This window comes from Methylobacterium sp. 13MFTsu3.1M2, assembly GCF_900112625.1.
Taxonomy (GTDB): domain Bacteria; phylum Pseudomonadota; class Alphaproteobacteria; order Rhizobiales; family Beijerinckiaceae; genus Methylobacterium.
This window is the reverse complement of sequence record NZ_FOMM01000022.1, coordinates 64481-79183: the sequence shown is the minus strand read 5'-3', so window position 1 is coordinate 79183 and position 14703 is coordinate 64481. Positions and strand designations below refer to the sequence as shown.

The 14703-nt window shown below is 69.9% G+C and carries 11 protein-coding genes; 7 read left to right on the top strand and 4 right to left on the bottom strand.

Annotated elements, in window-relative coordinates; genetic code table 11:
• Positions 1 to 9: 9 nt before the first annotated feature.
• Together BM314_RS21640 and BM314_RS21635 are read left to right on the top strand one after the other, a co-directional pair.
• Positions 10 to 828: a transglutaminase domain-containing protein gene (locus BM314_RS21640; RefSeq protein ID WP_091980127.1), complete on the top strand. Its 819-nt coding sequence runs from the start codon at positions 10 to 12 to the stop codon at positions 826 to 828.
• A 147-nt stretch (positions 829 to 975) separates the two neighbouring features.
• Entirely contained in the window at positions 976 to 1623 is a 648-nt protein-coding gene (locus tag BM314_RS21635; protein WP_020092879.1) for a L,D-transpeptidase, read from the top strand.
• A 113-nt stretch (positions 1624 to 1736) separates the two neighbouring features.
• On the opposite strand, the gene BM314_RS21630 is transcribed toward BM314_RS21635, so the two are convergent.
• On the bottom strand, positions 1737 to 2072 hold the full coding sequence (locus BM314_RS21630) for a hypothetical protein (RefSeq protein ID WP_020092880.1): 336 nt from the start codon (positions 2070 to 2072) through the stop codon (positions 1737 to 1739).
• 129 nt (positions 2073 to 2201) lie between these two features.
• Positions 2202 to 2690 carry a phasin gene (locus BM314_RS21625; protein ID WP_012322487.1) on the bottom strand — a complete coding sequence of 163 codons (489 nt, stop codon included), beginning with the start codon at positions 2688 to 2690 and terminating at the stop codon, positions 2202 to 2204.
• 258 nt (positions 2691 to 2948) lie between these two features.
• On the opposite strand from BM314_RS21625, the gene BM314_RS21620 reads away from it, so the two are divergent.
• The 5 genes from BM314_RS21620 to BM314_RS21600 all read left to right on the top strand — a co-directional run bounded on the left by BM314_RS21620 (position 2949) and on the right by BM314_RS21600 (position 11859).
• Positions 2949 to 5531: a sensor histidine kinase gene (locus tag BM314_RS21620; protein ID WP_244539997.1), complete on the top strand. Its 2583-nt coding sequence runs from the start codon at positions 2949 to 2951 to the stop codon at positions 5529 to 5531.
• 266 nt (positions 5532 to 5797) lie between these two features.
• Positions 5798 to 7744: an acetate--CoA ligase gene (gene acs, locus BM314_RS21615; protein WP_020092882.1), complete on the top strand. Its 1947-nt coding sequence runs from the start codon at positions 5798 to 5800 to the stop codon at positions 7742 to 7744.
• Positions 7745 to 7879: 135 nt separating this feature from the next.
• A complete protein-coding gene (locus BM314_RS21610; RefSeq protein ID WP_091980124.1) occupies positions 7880 to 8251 on the top strand; it encodes a DUF485 domain-containing protein in 372 nt (123 codons plus the stop codon).
• Positions 8248 to 9930: a cation acetate symporter gene (locus BM314_RS21605; RefSeq protein WP_091980122.1), complete on the top strand. Its 1683-nt coding sequence runs from the start codon at positions 8248 to 8250 to the stop codon at positions 9928 to 9930. The genes BM314_RS21610 and BM314_RS21605 overlap by 4 nt, the downstream gene beginning before the upstream one ends.
• Before the next feature lie 294 nt (positions 9931 to 10224).
• Positions 10225 to 11859 (top strand): MFS transporter, encoded by a 1635-nt coding sequence (locus tag BM314_RS21600; protein ID WP_020092885.1) that lies wholly within the window; start codon positions 10225 to 10227, stop codon positions 11857 to 11859.
• Between the two features lie 600 nt (positions 11860 to 12459).
• Here BM314_RS21600 and BM314_RS21595 read toward each other — a convergent pair.
• Both BM314_RS21595 and purH read right to left on the bottom strand, forming a co-directional pair.
• Positions 12460 to 12699, bottom strand: coding sequence for a hypothetical protein (locus BM314_RS21595; RefSeq protein WP_091980120.1), 240 nt, complete (start codon positions 12697 to 12699; stop codon positions 12460 to 12462).
• A 397-nt stretch (positions 12700 to 13096) separates the two neighbouring features.
• Complete coding sequence (purH, locus tag BM314_RS21590) at positions 13097 to 14695, bottom strand: bifunctional phosphoribosylaminoimidazolecarboxamide formyltransferase/IMP cyclohydrolase (RefSeq protein ID WP_091980118.1); 1599 nt, start codon at positions 14693 to 14695, stop codon at positions 13097 to 13099.
• Positions 14696 to 14703 lie beyond the last annotated feature (8 nt).

Here is a 14703-nt window from a genome sequence, read left to right as displayed (position 1 = left end):
GTGGCCCCGATGAAGATCAGGACCGGTTTCGATATCGCTTTCACGCTGTCGCAGCCGACACCGATGATCCTGATGCTGAGCGTCCATCCCTCGCGGATCGACGACGTGCTGACCCCGCACGCGATCGGGTTCGATCCGCCGCTCGAGGCGCGGACGTACCGGGACGGCTTCGGCAACATCTGCCACCGCATCATCGCGCCGCCCGGTCAGCTGACCATCGCGGCCGACTTCACGGTCGAGGATTCGGGCGAGCCCGATCCGGTCGTGCCGGACGCCCGGCAGATCCCGGTCCAGGACCTGCCCGACGACGTCCTGATCTTCCTCCTGGGCTCGCGCTACTGCGACACCGACAAGCTCTCGCAGACCGCGTGGTCCCTGTTCGGCGGCACGCCGGAGGGCTGGGCCCGCGTCCAGGCGATCGTCGACTACACGCACGAGCGGATCCGCTTCGACTATCAGCGCGCCGACGCGACCCGGAGCGCGCACGACGCCTTCATGCAGCGCGAGGGCGTGTGCCGGGACTTCGCGCACCTGGCGATCACCCTGTGCCGGTGCATGAACATCCCGGCCCGCTACGCCACCGGATACCTCGGCGATATCGGCGTGCCGAAGGATCCGGCGCCAATGGACTTCTCCGCGTGGTTCGAGGTCTTCCTCGAGGGCCCAGAGGGACCGCGCTGGTACACGTTCGACGCCCGCCACAACCGGCCCCGCATCGGCCGCATCGTCATGGCCCGCGGCCGCGACGCCACCGACTGCGCCATCTCGACGAACTTCGGCTACGCCCACCTCGCGCGCTTCGACGTCCACACGGACGAGGCCTCCTGAGCCGCGCACGCGTTCGTGATATCGCGCACCGCACGGCCAAGCCGGCCTGCGTATTCCGCCGGACAGCAAATTCCGGGCGGAAGTATGGAACTGCCAGCCTATGCTCACGCTTGTAATGGCAAAGGTTATTGCACAGGTAGGCCACTCATGAAGACCACGGTCACCGCACTCGCCGCGCTCCTCGGCGTGTCTGTTCTTGCCGCCACGCCCGTCCTCGCCGCTTCGTCGTACGATCCCTTCGGCACGGATAGTGCCGACGAGTACTACTCCGATCAGGGACAGTACGGTTACCAGGGCTCTTACGCCCCGGGCTACGGCCAGGGCGTGCAGGCCGCGCCGCAGGCGCAGGTCCAGCCGATCCCCCGCGAGATCGTCGCGTTCAACGCGCCCTACGCGCCCGGCACGATCGTGGTCTCCACCGCCGAGCGGCGCCTGTACTACGTGCTCGGCAACGGTGAGGCGATCCGCTACGGCGTCGGCGTCGGCCGTCCGGGCTTCAGCTGGAGCGGCACCAACAAGATCACCGCCAAGCGCGAGTGGCCGTCGTGGACGCCCCCGAAGGCCATGATCGCCCGTCGTCCCGACCTGCCGCGTTACATGGCGGGCGGCATCGAGAACCCCCTCGGCGCCCGGGCCATGTATATCGGCAGCACCGAGTACCGCATCCACGGCTCCAACGAGCCGGACACGATCGGTCAGGCGGTCTCGTCGGGCTGCATCCGGATGACCAACGACGACGTCACCGACCTGTACGAGCGCGTGAAGGTCGGCGCCAAGGTCGTCGTCCTGAACTGAGCGCGCGGCGCGGGATCACCCGCGCCCCTTGCCCGCCTGTGCCGCACGGGCCGCGTCATCCCACCCAGGGGCGCGGCCCGTCGCGTGTGCGGTCGCCTGCGCGGGGCTGCGCCTCAGGGAACGACGCGGCCGACGGCCGTCTGCGGCGGGCTGAACGACGCGATCGGCATGTCGCAGAAGCAGCGCACGCCGAGGGGCCGCGGCCCCGGCAGCGGGCAGGAATACGGCTTCGGGCCAGTGATTCCCTGCTGGACGGCGTCGCAATTGTAGCCGACCGGGGCGCGCTGCGCCCGGCGCGGGACCGGCCGGTAACCGCCGTCGTAGCCCGGATCGTCGTAGTACTGGGCGAAGGCCGCGCTACTCGGAGCGACGGCGGCGAGCGCCAGGGCGGCGACCGCCAGACGGAGAGGTCCACGCAGGCCGGATCGGCCGGAAACAGTGAGGCGCATCCCTGAACCCTTCACTCGGCGCGGACCCAACGCGTCCGCCCGGCGGCTCTCGGCGGCAATACCGGCGAAAACGAGACGGCCCGCCCCCGGATCGGGAGCGGGCCGCGGCCCCGTTCGTCGGTGCGAGCGTCAGTGCGACGCGCGCTCGGCGGCGTCCTGGGCGTTCTGGGCCGTCTGCTTCGCGGCGTCCTGGCCCTGCTCCATGGCCTTGCGGGCCTCGTCGGCACCCTGCTGCATCGCCGACTTGGCGCGCTCGGCGCCCTGCTGCATCGCGCTCTGCGCGAGGCCGCTGAACTCCTTCGCCTGGGCCTGGATGGCGGCGAACTGGCTGCGGACGAACTCGGCCTGGTGCTGCATCGCCTCCTGCATGTCCCTGGAGCGGACGAGCTTCTGGGCGAGGTCGAAGGCCGCGTTCACGTTCTGCTCGGCATACTCGAAGCCGCGCGAGGACGCGTCCAGCGCGTTGGAGCGCGCCAGCTCGGCCGAGCCCTGCACGGTGTCGGCGGTGCGGCGAGCCGCGCCGATGAAGCTGTCGAACGCCTTCCGGGCCTGCTCGACGCTCTTCTCGGCGAAGTCGCGCATCTCGGCCGGAACTTCGTAGTTCGGGGGGTTGCTCATACGTCGTCTCCTCTCTTCATTGGCCTGTGGATGGCGCTTTGTGCGGTGCACAATAACTGATTCGCCGCCATATGCCACCCGCGCTCACGGCGTTAAGGTTGACATAACGTAAACGTGTGACGGTTGCGCCGAGAGTCCAGCGCCGCGGCGCGGGGGAGTTTACAATAGGGCTACGGTCGCGCGCGTTTCTCGGGCAAAGCGGGACCGTTGAGCGTCAGGATCGCGTTAGGTTCGAGGTCGCGGGCTTTGGAGACGACAGTGACACCGACGGCCGCTGCAGCCCCGCCCGGGCTGGGGACTGCCTTCGCGACCTGGGAGCGCCTGCCCGCGCTGGCGGCCGCTCTGGGCGCGCGCGACCCCGTGCATCTCGTGATCGATCCGTCGGAGGCCCGGATCCTGTCCGCGTCCGAAGCGGCGGCGGGTCTCGCCGCGGTTCTGGACGGCCCGGCCCTCGCCGACCTGACCCGGCAGATCGCGACCGCGGTGGCGGGCGACGCCGCGCCCCGCCTCGCGCGCCTGCGCCTCGATGTCCGCCGGATCGCGCCGCCGGTTCTGTGCTGGCTGGCGCGCGGCGCGCAGGCCGACGGCCGGCCCGCGATCCTCGTCGTGCCGACCGCGCCAGTGGCGGCTGGCCGCGCGCGTTCGATCCGCCCGCTCGATCCACCGGTCGACGCGCCCGCCAGGCATCCGGTGGCAGCGCGGGCGCTTCCCCAGGAGCCGCAATCGCCTCCGGCGACGCCGCTCCGGCGCGACGACCGCTTCCTCTGGCGCCTCGATGCCGCGGGTGTCCTGACGACCCTCACGGGCCCGGAGGCGCTCGCCGGGCTGGTCGGGCAGCGCTGGCAGGATCTGGCCGAGAGCGGGCGCCTCTCGGGCGCCGACGCCGTGCTGGCGGCCCTGCGCGACCGGCGCACCTTCCGCGGGGAACCGGCGGTCCTCGATGCCGGCACCGGGGCTTTCCGGGTCGACCTGTCCGGAGCCCCGCTCGGGCGGGGCGACGCGGCCTTCTCGGGCTTCGGCGGCTTCGGCCTGATCCGCAGCGCCCCGGCCGGCAGCCCGAGATCGGTCGCGACGCCGGAGCCGATTCCGGAGCCCATGCCCGAGCGCGTTCCCGAGCGCGTTCCCGAGCCCGTGCCCTCCGCGACGCCGGAGCCGGCAAGGTCCGAGGTTGCCCAGCCCGCTGCCGTCCCGGCCGGGACCGGCGACGCCGCGATACCTGTCGCGGTCGACGCGGATCCCGTCGCCGCGCCACTGTCGAACGACGAGCACGCCGCGTTCCGCGAGATCGCCCGCGCGCTGGGCGCCCGCTACGCCGGTGACGAGGCCGGATCGGGGTCGCCCCGGACCGCGGGAGGGGCGGTGATGCCGTTCCCGGCGCCGCAGGCCGGTCCGGCGGAGACCAGCGCGACCGCCGCGGATCCCGATGTCGAGACCGGGACGGCGGAGGCCGAGCCGGTCGCCGACGCGCCGCCGTCCCCGGAATCCGATCTCCTCGGCGGATTGCCGGTGCCGGTGCTGGTCCATCGCGACGGAGCGATCGTCGCGGCGAACCGCGCCTTCCTCGATCTGACCGGCCACCCCGACCTGCCGAGCCTCGCGCGCCTCGGTCTTCCGGGATTGCTGCCCGGCCTCCCCCCGGCGGAGACGGTCGACCCATCCGCGCGCCGGACGACCGTCGCGACGGCCGACGGCGGCGCCCGTCCCGTCGAAATCCGGGCCGGCGCCCTCCCCTGGTCGGGCGCGACCGCGACGTGCCTGGTCGTGCGCCCGGTCGAGGACGCCGACATCGCCGACACCCTCACGGCCGAGCGCCTCGCCCGCGCCGCTGAGACCGAACGGACGGCCAGCGCCGAGGCGACTCTGGACGCGCTGGAAACAAGCGTCGTCACGGTCGACGGGGCCGGGCGCATCGTCGCGCTGAACCGCGCGGCGGCCAGCCTGTTCGGCTGCGATCCGCGCGAGATCGTCGGCAGCAGCTTCGTCACGCTCTTCGACCGGGAGAGCGTCCTGACGGTCGCCGATGCCCTGAGGGGCACTGCCCCGGGGTGGCGGATCGTGCGCATCGACGGCGCTCCGATGTCGTTGACTGTGGCGGCGACGGCGGGCCGGCGCGTGGCCCAGATCGCTCGAGCCGAGGACGAGGCCCTCGCGCGGAGCGCGGAGGGCGGCCCGGAGCCCGCGCCGGGCCGCGCCGATGCCCTCGACCGGCTCGGCTGCGCCGTCCGCGAGCCCGTGTCCGGGATCGTCGACCTGGCCGGCGCGATGCTGAAGGAACCGTTCGGCCCCCTCGGGGACGCGCGCTACCGGGGCTGCCTCGCCGAGATCAAGGCCTCGGGCGAGGCGATGCTGGAGCGCGTCGGGAAGCTCCTGGACCTCGCCGCCGTCGAGGCCGGCGCGCTCCACTTGGAGCCGCGCGCCCTCGACCTCAACGACGTCGTGGCGAGCTGTGTCGCCCAGCTCCAGGCGGAGGCGGCGCGGGGGCGCATCGTGATGCGGACGAGCTTCTCGACCGATATCGGCGACCTGGAGGCCGACGAGCGCTCGGTCAGCCGCGCGGCCAGCTTGGTGATCGAGAACGCGATCCGACGCTCCACGGCCGGCAGCCAGATCATCGTGTCCACCGGGTCCGCCGAGCGGGCGGGGATCGCCGTGCGGGTGCGCGAGACCGGCGCCGGCCACGCGCCGCGGGCGGCAGCGCCGCAGGGCGATGTCGAGGACGGGCTGGCGCTGCCGCGGGCGCTCGTGGAGGCCAATGGCGGGCGCCTGCAGCTCTCCGCCCGACCGGAAGACGGCACGCTCGTGGAGATCATCATGCCCGCGCGGCGGGCGGCCAACGGCTAGGGGTGAGCGCCCCCCACCCCCGCGGGGCGGAAACAGAGGGCCGCCGGTGACAGCGGGCTCGGGCGCGCGCGCTTGACAGCGCAGCATCGAAGCCCCAATCAGCCCTTACATTGCGCCCAATCTATTCACGGGAATTGAGCTGCGCAGGAGCGCGCCAAACTGCGATGATATCGTCATCGTAGATTGGCGGCTACGTTACTTTGGAAGTCCTGGCTGCGCGGCGGAGACCGCGATACGATCGGGCGCCAAAACAGGGATGGGACGCCATGGTAGGCAAGGTGATCGAGGTTCAATCCGCGTGGCGCGAGGGTGCGCACGTGGACGATGCCAAGTACCGGGAGATGTACGCGGCTTCGGTCGCCGATCCCAACGCGTTCTGGGCCGAGCACGGCAAGCGCATCGACTGGATGAAGCCGTTCTCGACGGTAAAGAACACCAGCTTCGAGCCCGGCAAGGTCTCGATCAAGTGGTTCGAGGACGGCAAGACCAACGTCGCCCATAACTGTATCGATCGCCATCTCGAGACCCGCGGCGACCAGACCGCGATCATCTGGGAAGGCGACAACCCCGACGAATCCAAGCACATCACCTACCGCGAGCTGCACGCGCAGGTCTGCCGGATGGCCAACGTCCTGCGCAACCGCGGCGTCGGCAAGGGCGACCGCGTCACGCTCTACATGCCGATGGTCCCGGAGGCCGCCTACGCGATGCTCGCCTGCGCGCGGCTCGGGGCGATCCACGCCATCGTGTTCGGCGGCTTCTCGCCGGATTCCCTCGCCTCGCGCATCCAGGGTTGCGGCTCCAAGGTGGTGATCACCGCCGACGAGGGCCTGCGCGGAGGCCGCAAGGTGCCGCTGAAGGCCAATGTCGACGAGGCGATCAAGCGTCTCGGGACCGACCTCGTCGACCACGTGATCGTCGTGCGCCGCACCGGCGGCAGCGTCGCCATGGAGGCGGGCCGGGACGTCTACTACGACGAGGCCGCCGAGCAGGTGACGGACGAGTGCCCCGCCGTGGCGGTGGAGGCCGAGCACCCGCTCTTCATCCTCTACACCTCCGGCTCGACCGGGCAGCCGAAGGGCGTGGTGCACACCACCGGCGGTTACCTCGTCTACGCGTCGATGACGCACGAGTACGTCTTCGATTACCGCGAAGGCGACGTGTACTGGTGCACCGCCGATGTCGGCTGGGTGACGGGCCACAGCTACATCGTGTACGGGCCGCTCGCGAACGGCGCCACGACGCTGATGTTCGAGGGTATCCCGACCTACCCGTCGACCTCCCGGTTCTGGGAAGTGGTCGACAAGCACAAGGTCAACATCTTCTACACGGCGCCGACCGCGATCCGCTCGCTGATGGGCGGCGGCGAGGGGCCGGTGAAGAAGACCTCGCGGCAATCGCTCCGCGTGCTGGGCTCCGTGGGCGAGCCGATCAATCCGGAAGCCTGGGAGTGGTACTACAACGTCGTCGGCGACCAGCGCTGCTCGATCGTCGACACGTGGTGGCAGACCGAGACCGGCGGCATCCTGATCACCCCGCTGCCGGGTGCCACCGCCCTGAAGCCGGGCTCGGCGACCCGGCCCTTCTTCGGCGTGAAGCCCGAGATGGTCGACGCCGAGGGCAAGGTCCTGGAGGGCGCCTGCGAGGGCAATCTCTGCATCGCCGATTCCTGGCCGGGCCAGATGCGCACGGTCTACGGCGACCATGAGCGCTTCGAGCAGACCTACTTCTCGACCTACCCGGGCAAGTACTTCACCGGCGACGGCGCCCGCCGCGATGCGGACGGCTACTACTGGATCACCGGCCGGGTCGACGACGTCATCAACGTCTCGGGTCACCGGATGGGCACCGCCGAGGTCGAGTCGTCCCTGGTCGCCCACCCGAAGGTGGCCGAGGCCGCGGTGGTGGGCTACCCGCACAACGTGAAGGGCCAGGGCATCTACGCCTACGTGACCCTGAACGACGGCGAGGAGGGCGACGACGCCCTGCGCAAGGAGCTCGTGACCTGGGTCCGCAAGGATATCGGGCCGATCGCCTCGCCGGACCTGATCCAGTTCGCGCCCGGCCTGCCCAAGACTCGCTCGGGCAAGATCATGCGCCGGATCCTGCGCAAGATCGCCGAGGACGATTTCAGCTCGCTCGGCGACACCTCGACGCTCGCCGAGCCGGCCGTCGTCGACGACCTGATCGAGAACCGGCAGAACCGGGGCTGATCGCACCCGCGCCGCCCCGGCGGCGCGGGTTCGGACCGGGGCGGGTGCCGGGGCGGCGCCCGCTCCCAACAAGAACCACGAGTCTCAACGCGAAGAACCGGGGGGCCAGAGCAGGCCCTCGCGGGAGGAACACCCATGAGCGGCACGACACTGAACAGCCGAGGGCGCACGGCGCCCCCGGGACCACGCCCACGCGAGACCGCCGCCGATCCGCAGGTCGAGCGGATCGCCCGAACCCCCGAGTTCCAGCAGCTCGTTCACGAGCGCACCCGCTTCGCCTGGATCCTGACGATCCTGATGCTGGTCGTCTATTTCGGCTTCATCGGCCTGATCGCCTTCGACAAGTCGCTCCTCGCCGTGAAGGTCGGCGGCACCGCCTCCCTCGGCCTGTTCGCGGGCGTGTTCGTGATCCTGTTCGCCTTCGCGCTCACGGGGGTCTACGTCGCCCGGGCCAACACGCGCTTCGACGCGCTGAGCGAAGCCCTGAAGCGGAGCGTGGCCCGATGAACCGCCTCCTCCTCGGCCTGACGCTCGCCACCATCGTCGCGAGCGCCGCCTACGCGGCCGGCCCGGATCTCGGTGCCGTCGCGCAATCGGCCACGAACTGGCCGGCCATCCTGATGTTCCTGTTCTTCGTGCTGCTGACGCTCGGCATCACCTACAAGGCCGCCAAGGGCACCAAGTCGGCCGCCGACTTCTACGCGGCGGGCGGCGGCATCTCGGCCGGGACGAACTCGCTCGCGATCGCCGGCGACTACATGTCGGCGGCCTCGTTCCTCGGCATCTCCGGCCTCGTCTACACCTCGGGCTTCGACGGGCTGATCTACTCGACGGGCTTCCTGGTCGGCTGGCCGATCGTGCTGTTCCTGATCGCGGAGCGCCTGCGCAACCTCGGCAAGTTCACCTTCGCCGACGTGGCGAGCTTCCGCCTCGACCAGACCGCGATCCGCATCATCTCGGCGGTGGGCACCCTGGTGGTGGTGGCCTTCTACCTGATCGCCCAGATGGTCGGCGCGGGGAAGCTGATCCAGCTCCTGTTCGGCCTGCCCTACCTCTACGCGGTGATCATCGTCGGCGTCCTGATGATCGTCTACGTCGCCTTCGGCGGCATGAAGGCGACCACCTGGGTGCAGGTGATCAAGGCCTGCCTGCTGCTCGGCGGCGCAACCTTCATGGCCGGCGCGGTTCTGTACAAGTACGGCTTCAACCCGGAATCGCTGTTCGCCAACGCCGTTCAGGTCCACCCGAAGGGCGACGCCATCATGGCGCCGGGCGGCCTCGTGTCGAACCCGGTCGAGGCGATCTCGCTCGGCGTCGGCCTGATGTTCGGCACCGCCGGGCTGCCGCACATCCTCATGCGGTTCTTCACGGTCTCGGACGCCCAGGCCGCCCGCAAGTCGGTGTTCTACGCCACCGGCCTGATCGGCTACTTCTACATCCTGACCTTCATCATCGGCTTCGGCGGCATCGCGCTGCTGATGTCGGACCCGGTCTACTTCAAGCTCGGGCCGGCCGGCGCCTTCGACAAGCTGAAGGACATGATCGGCGGCACCAACATGGTGGCGGTGAACCTCGCCAACGCGGTGGGCGGGCCGTACTTCCTCGGCTTCATCTCCGCGGTGGCCTTCGCGACGATCCTCGCGGTCGTCGCCGGGCTCACGCTCGCCGGGGCCTCGGCGATCAGCCACGACCTCTACGCCCAGGTGATCGCCCGCGGGCGCACCACCGAGAAGCACGAGGTCAACCTGTCGAAGATCTCGGCCGTGGTGATCGGGATCGTGGCGATCTACCTCGGCTACGTGTTCGAGAACCAGAACGTCGCCTTCATGGTCGGCCTCGCCTTCGCGGTGGCGGCGAGCTGCAACTTCCCAGTGCTGGCCATGTCGATCCTGTGGCGCGGCACCACTACCTGGGGCGCGCTCGCCGGCGGCCTCGTCGGCCTGCTCGCGGCGGTCATCATGGTGGTGCTGTCGAAGGCCGTGTGGGTGACCACGCTGGGCAACCCCGCCCCGCTCTTCCCCTACGACAACCCGGCGCTGTTCTCGATGCCGCTGGCCTTCGCGACGATCTGGATCGTCTCCCTCATGGACAAGTCCCGCCGGGCCCAGCGCGAGCGGGCCGCCTTCGAGGCGCAGTACGTGCGCTCCGAGACGGGCATCGGGGCGGCCGGCGCGCACGCGCACTGACGGCCTTCCGAAGCGTCGAACTGGCGGAGGGCGCGGCGCGAGCCGCGCCCTTCGTCGTTCCGGTGACAGCTGCGTACGCGCCCATGTTGATGAAGGTCTTCACAATCGCTTTACCGGTTGACCGCCCCGATCGGTGCGATAACGCATAGGTGATCTGCGCCGTGCGCAGAACCGCCCGGGAATCGGGCCGGTGAGCGGGCGATCCGTGTCGCGGGCCGCCCAAATGCGTCTGGGAGGACCTGTTTCATGGCTGTGGCAACCGCGAGTGCGCGGACAGGGGACGCCGCGAGGCCGATGACGTCGGCCGAGAAGCGGGTGATCTTCGCGTCCTCGCTCGGCACCGTGTTCGAGTGGTACGATTTCTATCTCTACGGCTCTCTGGCGGCGATCATCGGCGCGCAATTCTTCTCGGCCTACCCGCCGGCCACGCGCGACATCTTCGCCCTGCTGGCCTTCGCGGCCGGCTTCATCGTCCGCCCGTTCGGCGCCCTCGTGTTCGGCCGCGTCGGCGACCTCGTCGGCCGCAAGTACACCTTCCTCGTCACGATCCTGATCATGGGTCTGTCGACCTTCATCGTCGGCATCCTGCCCAACGCGGCGACCATCGGCATCGCGGCCCCGATCATCCTGATCGTCCTGCGCCTCGCCCAGGGCCTCGCGCTCGGCGGCGAGTACGGCGGCGCGGCGACCTACGTGGCCGAGCACGCCCCCAATGGCCGGCGCGGCTTCTACACGAGCTGGATCCAGACGACCGCGACCCTGGGCCTGTTCCTGTCGCTGATGGTGATCCTGGCGACCCGGACCATCACCGGCGAGGCCGCCTTCGCCGAGTGGGGCTGGCGCATCCCGTTCCTGGTCTCGGTGCTGCTGCTCGGCATCTCGGTCTGGATCCGCCTCCAGCTCTCCGAATCGCCGGCCTTCCAGAAGATGAAGGAGGAGGGCAAGACCTCCAAGGCGCCGCTCACCGAGGCGTTCGGCCAGTGGCGGAACGCGAAATTCGCGATCATCGCCCTGTTCGGGCTCGTCGCCGGCCAGGGCGTGGTCTGGTACACGGGCCAGTTCTACGCGCTGTTCTTCCTGCAATCGATCCTGAAGGTCGACGGCTACACGGCCAACCTGCTGATCGCGTGGTCGCTGCTCTTCGGCACCGGCTTCTTCGTGGTCTTCGGCTGGCTGTCCGACAAGATCGGCCGCAAGGTCATCATCCTGGCGGGCTGCGCGATCGCGGCGGCGACGTTCTTCCCGATCTTCAAGGGGATCACCTCGACGGCCAACCCGAAGCTCGAGGCGGCGATCGAGAACGTGAAGGTGACGGTGACGGCCGATCCGGCCGCCTGCGGAACCCTGTTCAACCCGGTCGGGACCCGGGTGTTCACCCAGCCCTGCGACCTCGCCCGCGACTTCCTGTCGAAGTCGTCGGTCCGCTACTCGACCGCCCCCGGCGCGGCCGGCCAGCCCACCACGATCCGGGTCAACGACACCGAGATCCCGTACCCGCAGGGCGGCAACGTCGAGGCCAACAAGGCCACGACCGCCGCGCTGCAGGCCGCGGGCTACCCGAAGGCCGGCGACCCCGAGATCGTCAAGATGTCGAACCCGTTCGACATCTTCCGGCCGCAGGTCGCGCAGGTGATCGGCCTGCTGTTCATCCTCGTGCTCTTCGTCACGATGGTCTACGGCCCGATCGCCGCCATGCTGGTGGAGCTGTTCCCGACACGGATCCGCTACACCTCGATGTCGCTGCCCTACCATATCGGCAACGGCTGGTTCGGCGGCCTCCTGCCGGCGACCGCCTTCGCCATGGTGGCCCAGACCGGCGACATCTATTTCGGCCTCTGGTACCCGATCGTCATCGCGGTCGCGACAGTCATCATCGGCGTGTTCTTCGTGCCGGAGACCAAGGATCGCGACATCTTCGCCGACACCTGATCGGCGCGAGCCGGCCGGACCGAGGTCCGGCGCGTGTCAGAGACGCCCAGGCAGCTCACGCTGCCTGGGCGTTCTCGTTCGTACGGCACGACGCGGCCGTCCCCCTTGTGTCGAGCCTGCAACGCGGCGGCGAAATAGCGACCCGTGCGGTTCCTCACGGATTGCGTTTCGTCTGATCCTATACGGATGTGTCAAGTATCGAGGCCCGGCGGAAACAGGCCTCCACCGACCGGATCCGGAGCGTCAATTGTCCTGGTTCAAACTTTTGATGTTGCGAGAGGCGACTTATTGCAACTGCAAGTAATCTGACCGGCGACCCTGAGCTCATCGAAGGCGCGCCCGTCACCCGAGCCTGGACAAGATTTAACCTGCCGACAATCGGCCCGGTGGAACCCGATGCGGTACGAGCCCGTATCGGCTTTCCCTCCGCACCGGGCCCCTGGGATATCGAACGTGAACACCGTCCTGACACTTCTGCGCAGTCAGCCCGGCACGAAGCCACCGCTTCTCCTTGTGATTACCTGGTCCCTCGTCGCCGCTGGGCTCTGGATCCTGATCAACGGGTACGCCGGACGGCTGGTCTGGTGGTGGTGATGCGCCTCACCGCCCCCGATCGCTCTCGGGGTACCCGGTGAGATAGGCGCCGAGGAGATACCCTGCCTGATGCGCGGTTAGATATCCCAACACGATCAGGACGCGCAGCAGGTCGATCCCGTAGACCGACGCGAAGATCGTCGTGGCGGTGAACAGGATCACCGACGAGGTCAGGGCGAGGATGATCACCGAGTAGGATCGGCCGAGAAGCCATCCCACGAGAAACAACAGCGCTGCGACCACCATCTCGTCACTCGACCCGGAGCTGTTCCAGGAAGTTCTCCACGCGAGCTTCCGGCGCATTTCCCCGCGATGATGGCGTGCGACCGAGAAAATTTCAACCCGCGGCGCAGACACCGCGCCTATTCGACAAGTTTGGAATATTACACCCGTAATGTTGCACCAAAGATAGTTTTCCCGGACGCCGACCATTCATTGCCGAGCTTGGTCGAGCAACGCGTCTGTTCACGGCAATGCTGGGCGGAAGCGCCCGCTCGGCAAACAATCGACCCGGCCGATCCGATCGCGGCGTATCGTTAACGCGGCGCGGCGACGCGACCGCGGGCGTTCCGGGGCGTCCGGACCGGTGCGGCCGCCCCCGAGGTGGCGCGCCGTCCCGGAGGGCGGGAGACGGCCCGCCGGCTCAGTGCCGGAAGTGGCGGTGCCCCGTCAGGACCATGGCGAGACCGGCCTCGTCGGCCGCCGCGACCACGTCCGCGTCGCGCATCGAGCCGCCGGGCTGGATCACCGCGGTGGCGCCCGCCTCGGCGGCCGCCATGAGGCCGTCCGCGAACGGGAAGAACGCGTCCGACGCCACCACCGAGCCGACAGCGAGGCTCTCGGCCAGCCCGAGACGCTTCGCCCCCTCGGCGGCCTTCCAGGCGGCGATGCGCGAGGAATCGACCCGGGACATCTGGCCCGCGCCGATGCCGACCGTGGCGCCGGCCTTCGCGTACACGATGGCGTTCGACTTCACGTGCTTGGCCACCCGGTAGGCGAACCGGAGATCGGCCAGCTCGGCCTCGGTCGGCGCGCGCCTGGTCACGACCGTGAGCGGCATGTCGTCGACGACCGCCGCGTCCCGGCTCTGAACCAGCAGCCCGCCCGCGAGGGTCCGCACGGTCTCCCCGCCGGCCCGCGGGTCGGGCACGCCGCCGGCCAGCAGCAGGCGCAGGTTCTTCTTGCCGGCCACGATGGCCGCCGCCTCGGGCGTGGCGTCGGGGGCGATGATCACCTCCGTGAAGATCTCGACGATCCGGCGGGCCGCCTCGGCGTCGAGGGTCCGGTTCAGGGCGACGATGCCGCCGAACGCGGAGGTCGGGTCGCAGCTCAGGGCCCGCTCGTAGGCCTCGAGCAGGCTCGCCCCCTCGGCGACGCCACAGGGGTTGGCGTGCTTGATGATGGCCACGGCGGCGGTCCGGGCCGGGTCGAACTCGGCCACGCACTCGTAGGCGGCGTCCGTGTCGTTGAAGTTGTTGTAGGACAGCTCCTTGCCCTGGAGCTGGCGGGCGGTGGCCACGCCCGCCCGGACCTTACCGGGGGCGCGGTAGAAGGCGGCCGACTGGTGGGGGTTCTCGCCGTAGCGCAGTTCCTGGCCCAGGGAACCGCCGAAGGCCCGGAAGCGGGCCGGCGCCTCGGCGCCGAAGCGGCCCGCCATCCAGTTGGCGATGGCGGCATCGTAGGAGGCGGTGCGGGCGAAGGCCTTCTGCGCCAAGCTCCGGCGCAGATCCGCGCCGAGTGCGCCGTCCTGCGCCTCGAGGGCGGCGAGGACGCCGGCATAGTCCGACACGTCGGTGACGACGGCGACGTCCGCGTGGTTCTTGGCCGCCGCGCGGATCATGGCCGGGCCGCCGATATCGATGTTCTCGATGCAGTCGGCGTCGGACCGGTCGGCCGCGATGGTCGCCTCGAACGGGTAGAGGTTGACCACGAGGAGATCGATGGCGCCGATGCCGTGGGCGGCGAGCGCGGCCTGGTGCTCCGGGTTGTCGCGGATGGCGAGCAGCCCGCCGTGGACCGCCGGGTGCAGCGTCTTGACCCGGCCGTCCATCATCTCCGGGAACCCCGTCAGGTCGGCGACCTCGGTGACCGGCAGGCCGGCCTCCTGCAGGGTCCGGTGGGTGCCCCCGGTCGAGACCAGCGCGATGCCGCGGGCGTGGAGCGCCCGGGCGAAGTCGACGAGGCCGGTCTTGTCCGAGACCGAGAGGAGCGCGCGGGAGACCCGCACCTGATCGTGCGCCATAGCTTCGT